Origin of the sequence: Mesorhizobium sp. M7A.F.Ca.US.011.01.1.1 (assembly GCF_003998295.1) — a bacterium.
Taxonomy (GTDB): Bacteria; Pseudomonadota; Alphaproteobacteria; order Rhizobiales; family Rhizobiaceae; genus Mesorhizobium.
Map to the genome: position 1 here is coordinate 112,019 of NZ_RZRT01000008.1, position 15,687 is coordinate 127,705.

Annotated in this window: 17 protein-coding genes; 10 read left to right on the forward strand and 7 right to left on the reverse strand. The window is 63.5% G+C overall.

Going from position 1 to position 15,687, the window contains the following annotated elements; translation table 11 throughout:
• Nucleotides 1-88 precede the first annotated feature (88 nt).
• Nucleotides 89-874 (forward strand): SDR family oxidoreductase, encoded by a 786-nt coding sequence (locus tag EOA13_RS12130; protein ID WP_127292914.1) that lies wholly within the window; start codon nucleotides 89-91, stop codon nucleotides 872-874.
• A 105-nt stretch (nucleotides 875-979) separates the two neighbouring features.
• Here EOA13_RS12130 and EOA13_RS12135 read toward each other — a convergent pair whose 3' ends face one another.
• A complete protein-coding gene (locus EOA13_RS12135; protein ID WP_127292916.1) occupies nucleotides 980-1,786 on the reverse strand; it encodes an SDR family NAD(P)-dependent oxidoreductase in 807 nt (268 codons plus the stop codon).
• Nucleotides 1,783-2,637 (reverse strand): NAD(P)-dependent oxidoreductase, encoded by an 855-nt coding sequence (locus EOA13_RS12140; RefSeq protein ID WP_127292919.1) that lies wholly within the window; start codon nucleotides 2,635-2,637, stop codon nucleotides 1,783-1,785. The genes EOA13_RS12135 and EOA13_RS12140 overlap by 4 nt, the downstream gene beginning before the upstream one ends.
• Nucleotides 2,638-2,869: 232 nt before the next feature.
• Here EOA13_RS12140 and EOA13_RS12145 point away from each other — a divergent pair, with 232 nt between their 5' ends.
• Genes EOA13_RS12145 through EOA13_RS12155 form a run of 3 tightly spaced genes read left to right on the forward strand, consistent with a single transcriptional unit; the run spans nucleotide 2,870 to nucleotide 5,341 of the window.
• The gene (locus EOA13_RS12145; RefSeq protein WP_127292922.1) at nucleotides 2,870-3,514 is read left to right on the forward strand and encodes an isochorismatase family cysteine hydrolase; all 645 of its coding nucleotides are present in this window, start codon (nucleotides 2,870-2,872) and stop codon (nucleotides 3,512-3,514) included.
• Nucleotides 3,515-3,563: 49 nt separating this feature from the next.
• Entirely contained in the window at nucleotides 3,564-4,103 is a 540-nt protein-coding gene (locus tag EOA13_RS12150) for a MarR family winged helix-turn-helix transcriptional regulator (protein ID WP_127292926.1), read from the forward strand.
• Between the two features lie 44 nt (nucleotides 4,104-4,147).
• Nucleotides 4,148-5,341, forward strand: coding sequence for an amidohydrolase family protein (locus EOA13_RS12155; protein WP_127292928.1), 1,194 nt, complete (start codon nucleotides 4,148-4,150; stop codon nucleotides 5,339-5,341).
• Between the two features lie 3 nt (nucleotides 5,342-5,344).
• Here EOA13_RS12155 and EOA13_RS12160 read toward each other — a convergent pair whose 3' ends face one another.
• Both EOA13_RS12160 and EOA13_RS12165 read right to left on the reverse strand, forming a co-directional pair.
• Entirely contained in the window at nucleotides 5,345-5,929 is a 585-nt protein-coding gene (locus EOA13_RS12160) for an amino acid synthesis family protein (protein WP_127292931.1), read from the reverse strand.
• Nucleotides 5,926-6,510 (reverse strand): amino acid synthesis family protein, encoded by a 585-nt coding sequence (locus tag EOA13_RS12165; protein ID WP_127292933.1) that lies wholly within the window; start codon nucleotides 6,508-6,510, stop codon nucleotides 5,926-5,928. The genes EOA13_RS12160 and EOA13_RS12165 overlap by 4 nt, the downstream gene beginning before the upstream one ends.
• 253 nt (nucleotides 6,511-6,763) lie before the next feature.
• On the opposite strand from EOA13_RS12165, the gene EOA13_RS12170 reads away from it, so the two are divergent.
• The 6 genes from EOA13_RS12170 to EOA13_RS12195 all read left to right on the forward strand — a co-directional run bounded on the left by EOA13_RS12170 (nucleotide 6,764) and on the right by EOA13_RS12195 (nucleotide 13,414).
• Nucleotides 6,764-7,768: a BMP family ABC transporter substrate-binding protein gene (locus tag EOA13_RS12170; RefSeq protein ID WP_127267638.1), complete on the forward strand. Its 1,005-nt coding sequence runs from the start codon at nucleotides 6,764-6,766 to the stop codon at nucleotides 7,766-7,768.
• 136 nt (nucleotides 7,769-7,904) lie between these two features.
• Entirely contained in the window at nucleotides 7,905-9,434 is a 1,530-nt protein-coding gene (locus EOA13_RS12175) for an ABC transporter ATP-binding protein (RefSeq protein WP_127292936.1), read from the forward strand.
• Entirely contained in the window at nucleotides 9,431-10,471 is a 1,041-nt protein-coding gene (locus EOA13_RS12180) for an ABC transporter permease (protein ID WP_127292938.1), read from the forward strand. Before EOA13_RS12175 ends, EOA13_RS12180 begins: the two co-directional genes overlap by 4 nt.
• A complete protein-coding gene (locus tag EOA13_RS12185) occupies nucleotides 10,459-11,445 on the forward strand; it encodes an ABC transporter permease (protein ID WP_127292941.1) in 987 nt (328 codons plus the stop codon). The genes EOA13_RS12180 and EOA13_RS12185 overlap by 13 nt, the downstream gene beginning before the upstream one ends.
• Before the next feature lie 11 nt (nucleotides 11,446-11,456).
• The gene (locus EOA13_RS12190) at nucleotides 11,457-12,470 is read left to right on the forward strand and encodes a nucleoside hydrolase (RefSeq protein WP_127292944.1); all 1,014 of its coding nucleotides are present in this window, start codon (nucleotides 11,457-11,459) and stop codon (nucleotides 12,468-12,470) included.
• Nucleotides 12,467-13,414, forward strand: coding sequence for a nucleoside hydrolase (locus tag EOA13_RS12195; RefSeq protein WP_024502284.1), 948 nt, complete (start codon nucleotides 12,467-12,469; stop codon nucleotides 13,412-13,414). The genes EOA13_RS12190 and EOA13_RS12195 overlap by 4 nt, the downstream gene beginning before the upstream one ends.
• Before the next feature lie 184 nt (nucleotides 13,415-13,598).
• Here the strand turns inward: EOA13_RS12195 and EOA13_RS12200 are convergent, their stop codons facing one another.
• Genes EOA13_RS12200 through EOA13_RS12210 form a run of 3 tightly spaced genes read right to left on the reverse strand, consistent with a single transcriptional unit; the run spans nucleotide 13,599 to nucleotide 15,684 of the window.
• Nucleotides 13,599-14,138 carry a prepilin peptidase gene (locus EOA13_RS12200; RefSeq protein ID WP_127292946.1) on the reverse strand — a complete coding sequence of 180 codons (540 nt, stop codon included), beginning with the start codon at nucleotides 14,136-14,138 and terminating at the stop codon, nucleotides 13,599-13,601.
• 1 nt (nucleotide 14,139) lies between these two features.
• Complete coding sequence (locus EOA13_RS12205) at nucleotides 14,140-14,679, reverse strand: tetratricopeptide repeat protein (RefSeq protein WP_127292948.1); 540 nt, start codon at nucleotides 14,677-14,679, stop codon at nucleotides 14,140-14,142.
• A gap of 54 nt (nucleotides 14,680-14,733) precedes the next feature.
• The gene (locus tag EOA13_RS12210; RefSeq protein ID WP_127292951.1) at nucleotides 14,734-15,684 is read right to left on the reverse strand and encodes a type II secretion system F family protein; all 951 of its coding nucleotides are present in this window, start codon (nucleotides 15,682-15,684) and stop codon (nucleotides 14,734-14,736) included.
• Between the last annotated feature and the right edge of the window lie 3 nt (nucleotides 15,685-15,687).

Genomic DNA, 15,687 nt, shown 5'->3' on the forward strand with positions numbered 1-15,687 from the left:
TTCTGCGAGAGAACGGCAACCTATTGTTGGACCACGATGGGTGTCAAACTAGGAACGGTTTCGGACAGCGAATGAAGGAGTTTTCCCAATGAAGGATTTCGACGGCAAGGTTGCCTTGGTGACGGGGACGACCGGGATTGGCCTCGCAACCGCCAGACGCCTTGCGGCTGGAGGCGCTGCGATCGTCGCCTGCGGCATCGACCGCGCGGCCAACGCGGCGCTGAAAGCGGAACTGGAAAGCTCCGCAGCCGGGGCGCTGGTCATAGGCGCCGACGTCTCCGTGCCCGATCAGGTTCGCGACGCGGTCGCGACTGGCGTCGAGCGGTTCGGCGGCCTCGATATCATCGTCAATTCGGCGGCGGTGCATCCGTACGGAACCGCGACCAGCACCGATTTCGAGACCTGGAACAGGGCGATGTCGGTCAATGTCGGGTCGATCTATCTGACAGCGCATTTCGGCATCCCGGAAATGGTCCGCAGGGGCGGCGGCGCCATCATCAACGTCGCTTCGGTGCAGGGCTTTGCCTGCCAGCAAAACGTCGCCGCCTATGCCACCACCAAGGGCGCCATCCACACGCTGACGCGTGCCCTGGCCCTCGACCATGCGCGCTCCGGCATCCGGGTCAATTCCGTCAGCCCCGGCTCGATCCGCACTCCGATCCTGGAAAAGGCCGCGCGTGGCGAGAATGGCAGCGATGCCGAAGTCGAGGCCGCCTACAAGCGCTTCGGCAAAGCGCACCCCATCGGGCGCATCGGCGAGCCGGAGGAGGTGGCGGAACTCATCGCTTTCCTGTGTTCGTCGAAGGCCGGCTTCTGCACTGGCGCTGACTACAAGATCGATGGCGGCCTGACTGCCGGCATCGGGGTGAAGTAAATCATGAGGGGTCGGGCGACCGGGAGTCGTTGACATCCGACTATTTACACTTCGCCATTGAAGGCCGAGACAGGCTGCACGGTGAGCGCGCCCCGGCGCCGCACCCTAGCGAAATCTCGGAAACGCACCGCCATCAGGGGCATTGGCCCAACTCTGCAAGGTCTGGCCGCCGTCGATCAGCCAATCCACGCCTGTGACGTGCCTCGCCTCGTCGGAGGCCAGGAAAGCCACGGCGGCCGCGACATCGTCCGGCTGGCCGATGCGGCGCAACGGAATGCGGTCGGCGAAATGCTGGACGCTGCTCTTGAATTCGCCGTCGCCGGAAGCCGGCACGCCAAGCGTCGTCTCGATCACGCCGGGGCAGATGGCGTTGACGCGTATGCCGTAAGGCGCGGCATCGAGCGCTGCGACCCGCGTCAGGCCGACCACCCCGTGTTTGGAAGCGACATAGCCGGCACCACCCGAAAGGACGTCCCAACCGGCCATGGACGAGCCCATGTTGACGATCGAGCCACCGGTCCCGGCCTCGATCATCGCCCGAAGCGACGCCTGCAGCACGAGGAAGATGCCGCGCAGATTGATGCGGATGGTCGTATCCCAGTCTTCGACCGGCAGGTCGTGAACGGGAGCGACGACGCCGGAAATTCCGGCATTGTTGAACACCACGTCGAGGCCGCCGAACGCCTCGACGATCGTTGCGACGGCGCGCCGCACATCCGCTTCATCGGTGACGTCAGCCTCGATCGCCAGGGCGTCGTCGCGGAGGGAGCTGGCCAATTGCCGCGCCGCCGCGCCATTGCGGTCGACAATGGCGACCCGCGCGCCTTCGTCAAGGAAACGCCGCACCGCCGCGCTGCCGATCGCGCCCGCGCCGCCGGTGACGAGAACATTCTGTTTGTCGAACCGTTTCATTGTCCGGCCTCCGGCTTCGGATAGGAACGCCACGAATGGCTTGGCTCGAAGCCGATCGTTTCGCGCGCATGGATCGTGTCTAGCACGGCGCCGAAGCCGGCGATCGGTCGCGATAGAACGACATCAGGATAGACCCGGCGCAAAAGCGCTTCGGTTTCCTCTTCCATGAATGTGTCGGCGGCGCTCAGGAGGACGCGCAGATGGCCGTCGCCTTGCCATTCAAGCGCCCGCAGGAAGCCCTGCCCGGCGTCGCGCGCATCCAGGTAGGCCCACAGGTCGCGGGCACTGTCGGCAGTGGCGCGGCGCGGCCCGACGCCGTCGAAAAAAGAACCCGGCGTCTGGATCCACGGCATGCGGACACTGACCGCCGAGAAGGCACCGCGGCGCACCGCCGCGTCGACGATTTCCTCGCCCAGCCATTTCGACAGGCCGTACGGGTCCTGCGCGCCGACCGGATGGTTGAAGTCGACCGGCAGATAGGGCGGCCGCACAGGTTTCTCGAAAAAGGGATAGCCGAAAACGCTGAAGGACGAGGCATAGACGAAGCGCCTGGCGCCGGCCATGGCAGCTGCCTCGACCACATTGTAGGCGGTCGCGATGTTGGTCTTGAACACCTCGCCGCCGGCCCGGCCGGTCGGCCGCGGAATGGCCGCGACATGCACAACGGCATCGCAATCGCGCACCAGCTGCAGTGTCGATCCCAGATCGGTCAAATCGGCGGTTGCGTGGCGCCATGCGACCTCACCCGGCACCACGGCATCGACACCAAGCACATCGTGGCCGGCCGCAACCAGAGCCTCGGCCACATGGCGGCCAAGCAGGCCACTGGCTCCGGTGACGATGGTTTTCATATCTCGGCCTCGGCTCCGCAATTAAGCGGCTTGAATATTGTTGATGGTCATACAAATCGAGCACATGCCTGACAAGCGTTGTCAAGGCCATTTCGCGATGGACAAATAGCGCATACGCTTGTCGGAGCGCGGTGCGCAAGGCCGACCAGCACGCTTTGCGTCGAACGGGATTGACTTGGCATCCATCAAGGTTTTTTGTATGAGCATCAACGATCGGTCAAAGGAGCTCGCCATGTCCGTGGACAGTTTTTCCTCACATCGGCACGATGACGCGGTGCGCCTCGATCCACGCCGTGCGGCCGTTGTCGTCATCGATATGGTCAATGAGTTCTGCAAGCCCGGCGGGGCCATGGTCCTGCCTGGGTACGAGACGCTGGTCGCGCCGCAACTGGCCGTGATCGAAGCCGCGCGCGCCGCCGGCGTGCCGGTGATCTGGGTCCATGACAGCCACCGGCCCGGCATGCGGCGCGAGCGCGAATGGCTGAAGCGCACGCCGCATTGCCTGGACGGAAGCTGGGGGCCGGAGATCATCGAGGATCTCGGCGCCCGCGACGATGAGATCCATGTGATCAAGCGGCGCTACTCGGCCTTCTTTCAAACCGACCTCGACCTGACGCTGAAAGACATGCAGACCGATCAGTTGATCATCTTCGGCGTGGTCACCAACATCTGTGTGCGCTCGACGGTCCATGATGCCTTTTTCCAAGGCTATGAGGTGGTGGTGCCAAGCGATTGCTGCGCGGCGACGGGACCACGCGAGCAGGAAAGCTCGCTCTACGACATAGCGACCCATTTCGGCGTGGTCAGCGATTCGGCTGATGTCGTCGCAGCCCTCCGCGACGGGACGTCGCTTCAACCAGCGGAGGTCGCGGCTTGAGCTTTTTCCGAACCGGCGACATCCAAGACAGCGGCGATAGGAGTCCGGTGTGACGACTGAATCCGAAAAAGGCGCGACGCCGAAAACGCCGAGCGGCGATGCACCCCCGAGCCGCGAGCAGGTGCTGCAGCAATACGCCGAGACCGGCTATGAACTGGACCGCCACCCGGCGCACGTCATCCGCCGGGCGCATCAGCGCGCGACGTTGCGCTTCCAGCAGGTCATGGCCGGCGAAGACCTTTCGCCAACGCAATTCGCGGCGCTCGCCACGATCCTCAAGCATGGCGAAGTCTCGCAGAACCATCTCGGCCGGCTGACGGCGATGGACCCGTCGACCATCAGCATCGTCATGCGCAAACTGCTCAAACACGGGCTGATCACGCGCAGCGCCTCCGAAACCGACCAACGCCTGACGATGATCGCGCTGACCGGCAAAGGGACCGACTATACGCTGGAGCGGCTCGAACGCAGCGTCGAGGTCGGGCGGCGATTCCTGTCGCCGCTCTCTCCGGCCGAGCAGGCGACGCTGCTTCGCCTGCTCCAGCGCATCAACGACGACGACCCATCGAATGGCGACGGCGGCAAATAAGCCGCGTCCAGTCCTTTTTTCCATAACAGCAAAAGTGAGAACCGATGTCGTCCGACCTCCAGTCGTCTGCCAACACGCTCGTCGTCCGCAATATCGGTCTCATGCTGAGTGGCGATCTCGCACAACCGATCATCGACGCCGACACCATCGTCGTGAGCGATGGACGTATCACCGGCATTGGCAAGGCAGGCGACATTGATGGCGGCAGCGCGGCGACGATCATCGATGCGATGGGCTGCGCGGTCGCGCCGGGTCTTATCGACAACCACGCCCATCCGGTGGCCGGCGACTGGACGCCTCGGCAGAACCAGATCGGCTGGATGGATTCGACCGTGCATGGCGGCGTCACCACCATGATCTCGGCGGGGGAAGTCCACACGCCGGGCCGACCGCGCGACCTTGTCGGGCTGAAGGCGCTGGCGATCGCTGCCCAACGCACCTTCTCCAACTTCCGTCCGAACGGCATGAAGATCCTGGCCGGGGCACCGATCCTGGAACCCGGCCTTACCGAGGAAGACTTCCGCAGTCTCGCCGAGGCCGGCGTGACGCTTGTCGGCGAGGTCGGGCTTGGCGGCGTCAAGGACGGTCCGACCGGCCGGCAGATGATCGCCTGGGCGCGCAAATACGGGATGACCTCGATGACCCACACGGGCGGTCCATCCCTGCCCGGCTCCGGCCGCATCGGCGCGGATGTCGTGCTGGAGGTCGACGCCGACATCGTCGCCCACGTCAATGGCGGGCCAACCGCCCTGCCCGACGCGGAAATACGGCAGATCTGCGAGAAGGGCTCGAGGGCGCTTGAAATCGTCCATAACGGCAATTTGCGCACCGGACTGTTCGTGCTCGACCTGGCAAGGCAGCGCGGCGAACTTTCGCGCGTCATCCTCGGCACCGACAGCCCGGCCGGATCCGGCGTGCAGCCACTCGGCATCCTGCGGATCCTCACCATGCTGGCTTCGCTGGGGGGTATCGCGCCGGAAGTGGCGTTCTGTCTTGCCAGCGGCAACACGGCGCGCGTCCGCAGACTGGACGATCGCGGTTTGATCGAGGTCGGTCGCGCCGCCGACCTGATCTTCATGGATCAGGCGATCGGTGGCGCCGGCGACGGGCTGCTCGACAGCGTGGCGCTGGGCAATCTTCCAGGCATTGGAATGGTCGTCATCGACGGCGTGGTGCGGACCGGCCGGAGCAGAAATACGCCTCCGGCGAAGCGGGTGCCGGAAGTCCTGGCGGCCTGACGATCAGCCGACGCCGTCAATCCCGACAATCTTGTCCTTGGTCAGTCCGCCGACGCGCGGGTGCGGTCTGCCGGAATCGGTGACGGCGATAGCGACGACGATCTCGTCGGCACGCGGTGCGTCGGGCACGCGAACCTCCATGCCGTCGAAATGGCTGCGCACCCGCGCCGCATCCTTGTGACCGAGCGGAATATCGAGCGGCACGCCGAGGCCGCCGCGCTTCTTCGATGAAGGAATGAGCGCGGCGCCCTTGCCGAGCACGTCGCGGAACGGGGCACCGAGCTTTGGATGAAGGATGGCGGCGGCATGTTCGAGCTCGCCGTCGGCGCCCACGGCGGCGGCCTTGCCGAAGCTCTCGACCCGGTCGCCGGCGATGCCCAGAGCAGCGACGGCGCGCTTGGGCAAGATATCGCCCAAGGCTTCGCCTATGGCGCTCAGTGCCGACAGGTCCTCGACGTAGGTACCCGCATAGGGGTTGCGGATCACCGCGATGGCTGCGGCACGCCGCGTCGGCGGATCGACGGGTCGCCCGCCTTCGATCCGGGTTTCCTCGACGATGGTGATGATACGGCGGATTGCCGGCTTCATCGCAATCCGTCCTCGCCCTTGATATCGGCGGCGGCAAGGCCGCCGACCCGTGCATGAACGCGTGCGCCGGTGGTCATCGCCAGGATGACCGCCATTTCGTCGCCGCGCGGCGCATCGGCAATGCCGATCTCGATCGCATCGAAATGGCTGCGCACATAGGAGGCGTTTATGTGCGTGATCGGGATGTCGATGCGCGTTCCGGGGCCGCCGACCTTCTTGGTCGAAGGCACGATCGCCTTGGCATTGCCGAGCAGTTCGCGCATCGCGTAACCGCCTGGATTGTGCCAGAGCGCGCCATGTTCAAGCTCGCCGGCGGCGCCGACTATGGCACCCTTGCCATAGCTTTCGATGGCCTGGCCGCCTTCACCAATGGCGTCGATCAGGCGCCGAGCCATATCGAGACCGAGCGGCTTCAGGTCTTCCATGAAGCCGGTGATCTCTTCGACATAGCGTCCGGCAAAAGGGTTGGCGATGACCGCGACGACCGCGCCCCGCTTGAGCGGGCGTGCCGCGTGGGGTCCGCCCTCATGGAATATCTCTTCGACCTGAACCAGAAATTTCCTGACCACCACAGCCGGCATTGTTCGCTTCCTTCATCCCATCGTTCATAAAACTCGTTAGAGTATCAACAATTATGCCCATCGACATTTGTCAAGCGCAGACGTCGAGCAAGTGGGCGAAGGGCCAAGAAAACTGCATCGGATGACGATTGACAGCCTGTTAAGCCGCTCCTAAACTCATATGACCATCAACGAACTCGCCGTTGTCCCGGCGATATGTGGGGGATGGTCAAAGCGTGGCTTCAAAAGCTGAAAAAAGCTGAAGGGGAATGACATGAAAAGGGCGCTCAAGAGTTTATTTCTGGCCGGCACGATGCTTGCCATTTCGTTCGGACCGGCTGCCGCACAGGCCAAGGTTTCCGTGGCCGCCATCTCGGGATATTTCGCACAGGGTTTTGGCGTTTCGATCGTCAACGGCCTCAACAAGGCCAAGACCGATTTCGGCATCGACCTCAAGCTGGTCGACACCGGCAATCGCGCGCTCGACTACCAGCAGCAGTTCGAGAATCTTGCCAAGGGCAAACAATACGACCTCATCTTCGTGATGGGCTGGGAGCTGGTGGACTCGCTGCAAAAGGTCAGCGCAGAATATCCTGACCAACGCTTCGTGTTCATCGATGGCGTCCTCGACAACCCCAAGATGATCTATGCCAATTTCGCCGAGGAGCAGGGATCCTTCGTCGCCGGCGCGCTTGCCGGCATGATCGAAGCCAAGGGCACCGCCTTCGACAAGATCGGCGACGGCAAGGCGATCGGCTTTGTCGGCGGCCGCGATATTCCGGTGATCCGCAACTTCCTGGGCGGCTACGAGCAAGGCGCCAAATATGCCGCGCCCGACGTCAAGGTAAACTCCGTCTTCGCCGGAACCTTCGACGACCCGGCCAAGGGAAGCGAACTTGCCCAGGCGCTTTACGGCCAGGGCTCCGACATTGTCTACAACGTCGCCGGCCCGACGGGTGAAGGCGTGATGCAGGCAAGTGCCGCGGTCGACAAATATTCGATCGGTGTCGACATCGACATGTGCGGCTCGGCTCCCGGAAATGTCCTCGCCAGCATGCTGAAGCGCGGCGATATCGCCGTCTACACGCTGATCAAGGACGAGGTCGAGGGCCGCAAGATCACCGCCGGCACCCGCACTTTCGACCTCGCCTCGGGCGGTGTCGAGGTCAAGGTCTGCGATGATATTGCCCCAAAGATCCCCGCTGACGTGACCGCCAAGCTGGACGAGATCAAAAAGGGCATCGTCGACGGCAAGATCGTGATCGCCAAGGCGAAGTAAGCCAACAACAGCGCCTCCCTCCCAAGAAAGCGCTACACTGATCCGCCGCGGCTTGCCGCGGCGGATCAGTGTCCAATCTGCGAGAGCCACGTTGTCGAACACGCCGGGGTCGCCGACCCTCCACAGCAATCCCGCGATGGCCGTCGAGTTGACCGGCATCACCAAGCGTTTTGGCGCATTCGTCGCCAATGACGGCATCGACCTTGCGGTCCGCCGCGGCGAGATCCACGCCATCATCGGCGAGAACGGTGCCGGCAAGACGACGCTGATGAACATCCTGTTCGGCCTCTTGCAGCCGGACGAAGGCTCGATCCGGCTGAACGGTGAAGAGATCGTGATCGCCGACCCGTCCGTGGCGATAAAGGCCGGCCTCGGCATGGTTCACCAGCATTTCAAGCTGGTTCCCTCGCTCTCGGTTGCCGACAACGTCTTTCTCGGTATGGAAATCCGTCGCCATGGGCTGATCGACCACGCCGCACAAATTGCGCGCACGCGCGACCTGTCGAAGCGCTTCGGCTTGCAGGTCGATCCGACCGAGCGCGTCGGACTGCTCTCGGTCGGCATAGAGCAACGCATCGAAATCCTGAAGGTGCTGGTGCGCGGCGCGCGCACCATCATCCTCGACGAACCGACCGCGGTGCTGACGCCGCAGGAGAGCCGTGAACTGTTCCAGACGCTGCGCAGCTTCGTGGCCGAAGGCATGACGGTGATCTTTATTTCGCATCACCTGGAAGAGGTGATGGAAGTGTCCGACACGGTGACGGTGCTGCGCAATGGCAGGAAGGTGGCGACCCGGCCGACGGCCGAGCTCAGCAAGGACGAGTTGGTGCACATGATGGTCGGCCGCGAGGTCAGCTTCGACCGCCGGGCGCGTGCGTCGCTGCACGGCGACGTGGTGCTCGAAGTGAAGGATCTGTGGGCGCGCGACGATCGCCTGCTGCCGGCCCTTCGCGATGCCAGTTTCACGGTCCGCTCCGGCGAGGTGGTGGGGATCGCGGGTGTGGCCGGCAATGGACAGACGGAACTGGCGGAAGTGCTTTCGGGCCTGCGACCGGCAAGCCATGGCGGGGCGTGGCTGAAGGGCCGGAATCTCACCGCTCTCTCCCCCGCCGCGATCCGCCAGGCAGGCCTCGCCCATGTTCCAGGCGACCGCATGGTGCGCGGGGTCGATCGCAACGCTTCGATAGCGGCCAACACCCTGATGGGCCGCCAGCATCGCGCACCATGGAGCCGCGGCGGCATGCTCAACTGGAAAGCCATAAATCAAAACGCCGAAACGCTGATCAAGAGCTTCGATATTCGCGCGCGCGGAGCCGGTGATGCGGTCAAGCGGCTTTCGGGCGGAAACATCCAGAAGGTCGTTCTGGCGCGCGAATTCACCAACGGCGCCGATTTCCTGCTGATCGACCAGCCGACGCGCGGCGTCGACATCGGCGCCCAGGAGGCCATTCATGACGAGATCATGCGTCAGCGCGCCGCCGGCCGCGCGATCCTACTGATTTCCGTGCAACTCGACGAACTGGCCGCCCTTGCCGACCGCATCCTGGTGATGTTCAACGGGCGGATCATGGGCGAGGTCGCCGGCGACGAGGCCGACGAGGAGCGCATTGGCATGATGATGGCAGGCGTGGCCGCGCCGGAATTTGCCGCGGAGACCGCATCATGAAAGACCATTTGCGTGCCGTTTCCGGCCAGGTCATCGCCATCGGTGTGGCGCTGCTCATGGGCGCGATCATCATCCTCATGGTTGGCGAAAGCCCGGTGCGTGTGTTCATGACGCTGTTGCGCGGCGCCTTCGGTGACCAGGAGAAGATTGCCGGAACCTTGCTGCAGACGACGCCGATCCTGATCTGCGGTGTCGCTGCGTGCATCGGCCTGCGCGGCGGCATGTTCAACGTCGGCATCGAGGGCCAGCTGTTCCTCGGCGGCTTCGCCGCCGCCTGGGTCGGCTTTGCCATGCCCCTGCCCGCGGGCATCCATACGCTGGCAGCACTGGCGCTCGCGGTCGTGGCAGGCGCGGCCTGGGTCGCCATCCCCGCCTATTTCCGCGCCCGCTACAACACCAACGAGGTCGTCTCGACGATCCTGTCGAACTACGTGGCGGTGCTGCTCACCTCCTATTTCACCATCTTCCTGTTCAAGCGGCCGGGTGGCTGGTCGGAGACGCCGCCGATCCTGGCGACTTCCTATCTGCCGGAGATCTTCACCTTTTCGCGGTTGAACTGGGGCCTGGTCATTGGCCTGGTGCTGGCGGTCGGCGCAGCCCTTGTCTTCCGCTACACCAAATGGGGTTACAGCGTCACGATGGTCGGTTCGGCGCCCAAATTCGCCGAATATGGCGGCGTCAACGTGAAACGGCAGGGTTTCCTGGTCCTGCTGCTTTCGGGGGCCGTCGGCGGGCTGGCCGGCGGCGTCGAGACGCTCGGCGTCCATCACCGCTTCATGGAAGGATTTGCCCCCGGTTTCGGCTTCGACGGGCTGATCGCCGCCCTGCTTGCCAATGGCTCGCCGGTCGCCACCATCTTCACCGCACTGTTCTTCGGCGCCCTGCGCAACGGATCGCTGCTGCTCGAGGTCGATACCAGCGCGTCGCGCGAGATCATCACCGTGATCCAGGCGCTGATCATCCTCAGCGTCTCGGCCCAGGTGCTGGTGAGAAAGCGCGGCGACAGCCAGGCAGGGGAGCGGCGATGGAAATTCTAGACAAGCTCATCAACGTCGCGCTGATCGCGGCGACGCTTCGCACCACTGCGCCCATCCTTCTGGTCGCGCTTGGCGGCTCGTTCACCACCAAGGCCGGCATCTTCAACATCGGCCTCGAGGGGCAGATGCTGGTCGGCGCCTTCTTCGCCGTCCTTGGTTCGATCTGGACGGGTTCCGCGCTGGCGGGCGTCGCCTGCGGCGTTGCGGCGGCGCTTGTCTTCGCCCTGATTTTTGCCGTCCTGGTGGTGAGCTTCAAGGCCAATGAAGTGGTCGTCGGGCTGGCGCTCAACATCCTGGCCGGCGGCATGACGATCTCGCTGATGAAAGCGATCTTCGGCACGCGCGGCTCGATCGTCGGTCACGGCATCGTCGGCCTGCCGAAAGTCCAGCTGCCCGGTGCCCGCGATCTTCTGGGCTCGTGGGCGCCGCTGATCTCCGGCTTCACGCCGCTCGTCTATGCCGCCTTCATCGCCGTGCCGCTGCTGGTCGTCTGCTACAACCGGACGCGGCTCGGCCTCTATATCCGCGTCGTCGGCGAAAAGCCGGAAGCCGCCGAGGCGCTCGGCATATCGATCACCCGCGTCCGCTACATCGCGTCGCTGCTGTGCGGATTGCTGGCCGGCCTCGCCGGCGCTCATCTGTCACTCGGCTACATCACCATGTTCACCGAAAACATGTCGTCGGGCCGTGGTTTCATGGCGGTGGCGATCCTGATCTTTTCCAACGGCGATCCGCTGAAGGTGCTGGCCGGTTGCCTGCTGTTCGGCTTCGCCGATGCTTTTTCGCTGCGCCTGCAGACGTTCGGCTACCCGTCCTACCTGGTTCTCACGGTCCCTTATGTCGTCGCGCTGATCGCATTGTTCGCGCTGTCCTACCGGGCGCGTCCAAGGGTTATCGCCGAGACGCTGGAATCGATGCGTAAGCTGCTGTCGGTAGACAAGAACACTGAAGCCGGCGGCAAAAATCCCCAGTGAAGGAAGCCTCTATGGAACGCATAATCCTCGACGTGGATTCGGCCGGCGACGATATTCTCGCCGTGCTGTTTGCAGCGGTCAATCCGAAGCTCCGGCTCGAGGGGGTGACCACCGTGACCGGTGCGGCCGGCCCGATCGAACAGGTAACCAACGTCGTCCTCAACACACTGACGCTCGCCGGGCGTGACGACATCCCGGTTCACGCCGGCGCGTGGCGGCCGATCGTCGGCAACGCCAAGGCCGACATGGAGGCGCCGGTGCATTTCGAAAAACGGCTCGTTGCCCGTTTCGGCGATCGCCTGAAGAAATTCAACCCGCCGGCGCCGACGCCGGTGCGGCAGGCCACGTCGGGACACGCGGTCGATTTCATCATCGGCACGGTCATGGCCAATCCGGGCGAGATCACGCTGGTGACGACCGGCCCGCTGACCAACGCGGCGATGGCGCTGTTGCAGGAGCCGGGATTGACCGGCGCGCTGAAGCGGCTGATCGTGCTCGGCGGCAATTTCCAGACACCGGGCAACATCACACCCCTGTCGGAGTACAACATCTGGGCCGATCCGGAGGCTTCGCGCATCGTGCTCAACGCCGATGTCGAGAAGATCCTCGTGCCGCTCGACATCTGCGAGGACAACCGCGTCGCCGATTCGATGCTGACGCGCGACGACATCGCCGACATGCAGGCCGTGGCAAGGGACAATCCCGTCCTTGAGATGATCGCCGACAGCTTCCCGATCTACATCGACATCTGGCGCGAATTCTTCGACCTCGTCGGGTTCCCGATGGACGACGTGATCACCGTGGCGCTGGCTTTCGATCCGGGCCTGGCGACGATGACCGAGCCGCTGTTCGCCGACGTCGTGCTCGACGGCCGGCTGGCGCGCGGCCAGACCGTCGCCTATCGCGGCCGGCAATTGCTGCCCGGCGGCGGGCCCAAGACCACCCGCATCTGCACCGGCCTGGACGGCCGGCGTTTCCTCGACGGCTTCAAGAAAACCATAGCGCGCTACGAGCGGGCGGCGTGAAAGACGACATGATGACCAAGCCAACTCCTATCCTGTTCGACTGCGACCCCGGCCACGACGACGCCATTGCGCTGGTCATGGCGCATCGCTCGCCGGCGATCGAACTCATCGGCGTCACCACGACCTGCGGCAATGCGGAAGTCGAGAAGACGACCGCCAATGCACTGCGCATCCTGGAATATATCGGCGCCGGCGACGTGCCTGTCGCGCAGGGCTGTCACCGTCCGCTGGCGCGCCCGCTGGTGCTCGGCACCGCAGATGGACCAAGCGGGCTCGAGGGCTCGCCCTACCTGCCGCAGGCGACGATCAAGCCGGTTGACCAGCACGCCGTCGATTTCCTGGCCGACAGACTGCGCGCCGCGCCCGAACCGATCCTGGTCGTCGCCACCGGCCCGCTCAGCAATATCGGCCTGATGATCCTCAAGCATCGCGACGTGCTGCCCAAGATCAAGGAGCTGATCTGGATGGGCGGCGTGTTCTACCGCAAGAGCGAGATCATCACGCCGACCGAGTTCAATGCGTTCTGCGACCCCGAGGCGCTGAAGATCGTGCTGGACAGCGGCGTGCCGATCCTGATGGTCGGCCTCGACGTCACCATGCAGGTGCTGATCGAGGCGCCGCAATATGCCGAACTCGCCACCATCGACACGCCGCTCGGACGGCTCGTCAACGACTGGCTGCTGTTCTACGAGAAGCTGCACCGCAACTCGATGGGCGTCGGCGGCGCCATGCACGATCCGCTGGCGCTGGCGCTGGCCATCGACCCGACATTGGTGCGCACGCGCCCCGCCCATATCGGCGTCGATCTGTCCGGCACCTACGCCTTCGGCGCGACCATCGCCGATTACTGGGGCGAGCGCGGTGAAAAGGACAATGCCCGCATCGCCCATGAGGTCGACGCGGACCGCTTCTTCAAGCTGATGTTCGATCTGCTGCGGGATTGAACGGAGCGCGAGCAGCGCCGGCAGCGTTTCAAGATAGGAATTTTTTCTTGACTCCCTGCCCTCAGCTATGGTACATTTTCGTCTATGGTGCAGATTTGCGCCAATGACCCGCCGCACAGGCGGGTTTTTCGTTTGCTGCTCCGTCAAATCTCCCTGACAAATTCAGCCGCGTGAGATGTCAGGGTCAGTTGAGCTGGTTGAGGATTCCAGAGCTGCTCGCGACCATCAAACTCCTGTAGATCAGGAACGCCAGCGTACAGATCGCGGCCAGCGAGATCGGCACGCCGAATGGCACCACGCCCTTGCGGTCCAGGTGCTGGACGACAAGCCGAAAAGCGCCCGCGGGCAGCATGAACGGGTTTTTCACGATCGCCGCGGTGGCCAGGGCGAAAACCAGAAGCAGCACCGAAAACACTGCGAGGGCGCCGCCGCTGATCAGGAATGGCACGACTGCCAGCAGCTTGACATCGCCGGCGCCGATCTTGCGCAAGACCCAGAAGGGCAAGAGTGCGACGAACAGCAGAAGTCCGGCGAGAGCGCTGAGCCCCATGTCCCACCACGATCCGGACTGGAGCGAGAGCAGCAGCAAGCCCCCAGCGCCCAGGCAGAGCAGCAGCAGCACGTCGCGATTGGAAATCTTCTGCGTTTTGAAATCGAGCCAGGCAATCCTTGCCAGCAGAGGGATGGCGAGCGCTTTCAGCAACAGAGCTTCGACGAGCAGCATGCTAGCGCTCGACGTTCTGCACGCTTGACGACAAAAGCTTCAGATTGTTGGCGACGGTCGGGTCGTTGGGCGCCAGCTCATAAGCCTTGAGAAAGTTCGAGCGTGCGTCCTGCAGCTTGCCGCGCAGCAGGTAGGAGTAGCCGACATTGTTGTAATATTCAGGCGTCGCGCCGACCAGCTTGAAGGCCCTGGCATAGGCCCGGTCGGACAGGTCGAAGCGGTGGATCCGGTCGGTGCAAGCGGCCAGCCCCATCCAGGCGTTACCATCATTGGGGGCCAGTTGCGTCGCCTTGAAGAACAGCGCGCCGGCATTGCCGTAATTCTCGGCGCGGAACTGGTTCTTGGCTTCGGCGACAGCCTGGTCCGAGGCATAGTATTCGACATCGCTGACCGTCTTCAGCCCGTCGAAAGCATCGCCAAAGGCCGTTACGTCGCCTTTCGACGGCTCGTTGGTGCGAACGACACCGTCGGTGGCGTCCGTCTGGCAGCCGGCAAGCAAAACCGTCAACAGGCAGAACGCCGCCGCGATAGCCCTCTTCATACAGATTCCCCCAAGGGTCTCAAACCTCATATTAGAATCAGATCATACACGCAATCAGAAGAAAATGCCCCTCATACGGATGATCACCGGTAGCATGATAACCATCATAACCACAGGGAAGATACAAAGCCCCAACGGAATCATCATTTTCACCGGCAAAGCATTGGCGCGTTCCTCTGCACTCAGAATTCTTTGCCCACGCATCTCTTCGCTGTAAACGCGCAGGGCATCCGTAAGGCTGGTGCCCAGTTCTTCGGATTGTCGGAACAACACTGCCAGGGCTCGCGCCTCCTCAAGCCCGATCCGGTCAGCGAGTTCACGCAACGCTTCCCGCAATGGCTTGCCAGCACGCAACTGCAAATTCATGATCGCAAGCTGGATGCCGAGCCATTTGTGAGTGCCGGCCAGTTCGCTGCTAACGCGCTCGACCGCCGCCTCCAGGCTCATGCCGGCATCGGCACAGGTGATCATCATGTCCATGAAATCGGGAAAGCCGCGACGATAGATTTCCTTCTGCGCATTCTCGAAGCGATCAAGCATAATGCTCGGAATCACAATGCAGGCGAGCCCGAACAAGCCAGCTCCGGCAAAGGCCATGAATCCGGGCATGGAAGGCGGGAGCACTCGGGTCAGGAGCGTATAGACCGTGAGAAATCCGACACAGACCGCACCAAGGCGCGACAGGGTATAGAAGAGCGGAGCGCTCGGCTTATAGAAGCCCGCCCGAAAGAGCTTGGCGTCGAGGGCACTTGGCTCGTCCCGCTCCTTCTCGATCGATCGAAAATACGCATCGACCGGCCGCTGCGCCGCGATCTTGGCGAGTTGTTCCTGTCCAACGAGCGAACGGCGATCGGCAATACCTTCGGCCATCAGGCTTTGTGTGACCAGCTTCCGCGTCTGCAGCGCCGGCAAAAAGACAAGCGCGCCGAACAAGAAAAGCGCCACCGCCGCCAGGAAGACAGCGACGGAAACCATGAAGCTCAGATCCAGAATGGTCGAAAACAAATT

What these genes read in the sequence shown, in the direction of transcription:
- EOA13_RS12130 (WP_127292914.1), top strand. Translation starts at nt 89, where the DNA reads ATGAAGGATTTCGACGGCAAGGTTGCCTTGGTGACGGGGACGACCGGG.
- EOA13_RS12135 (WP_127292916.1), bottom strand. Translation starts at nt 1,786, where the DNA reads ATGAAACGGTTCGACAAACAGAATGTTCTCGTCACCGGCGGCGCGGGC.
- EOA13_RS12140 (WP_127292919.1), bottom strand. Translation starts at nt 2,637, where the DNA reads ATGAAAACCATCGTCACCGGAGCCAGTGGCCTGCTTGGCCGCCATGTG.
- EOA13_RS12145 (WP_127292922.1), top strand. Translation starts at nt 2,870, where the DNA reads ATGTCCGTGGACAGTTTTTCCTCACATCGGCACGATGACGCGGTGCGC.
- EOA13_RS12155 (WP_127292928.1), top strand. Translation starts at nt 4,148, where the DNA reads ATGTCGTCCGACCTCCAGTCGTCTGCCAACACGCTCGTCGTCCGCAAT.
- EOA13_RS12160 (WP_127292931.1), bottom strand. Translation starts at nt 5,929, where the DNA reads ATGAAGCCGGCAATCCGCCGTATCATCACCATCGTCGAGGAAACCCGG.
- EOA13_RS12165 (WP_127292933.1), bottom strand. Translation starts at nt 6,510, where the DNA reads ATGCCGGCTGTGGTGGTCAGGAAATTTCTGGTTCAGGTCGAAGAGATA.
- EOA13_RS12170 (WP_127267638.1), top strand. Translation starts at nt 6,764, where the DNA reads ATGAAAAGGGCGCTCAAGAGTTTATTTCTGGCCGGCACGATGCTTGCC.
- EOA13_RS12175 (WP_127292936.1), top strand. Translation starts at nt 7,905, where the DNA reads ATGGCCGTCGAGTTGACCGGCATCACCAAGCGTTTTGGCGCATTCGTC.
- EOA13_RS12180 (WP_127292938.1), top strand. Translation starts at nt 9,431, where the DNA reads ATGAAAGACCATTTGCGTGCCGTTTCCGGCCAGGTCATCGCCATCGGT.
- EOA13_RS12185 (WP_127292941.1), top strand. Translation starts at nt 10,459, where the DNA reads ATGGAAATTCTAGACAAGCTCATCAACGTCGCGCTGATCGCGGCGACG.
- EOA13_RS12190 (WP_127292944.1), top strand. Translation starts at nt 11,457, where the DNA reads ATGGAACGCATAATCCTCGACGTGGATTCGGCCGGCGACGATATTCTC.
- EOA13_RS12200 (WP_127292946.1), bottom strand. Translation starts at nt 14,138, where the DNA reads ATGCTGCTCGTCGAAGCTCTGTTGCTGAAAGCGCTCGCCATCCCTCTG.
- EOA13_RS12205 (WP_127292948.1), bottom strand. Translation starts at nt 14,679, where the DNA reads ATGAAGAGGGCTATCGCGGCGGCGTTCTGCCTGTTGACGGTTTTGCTT.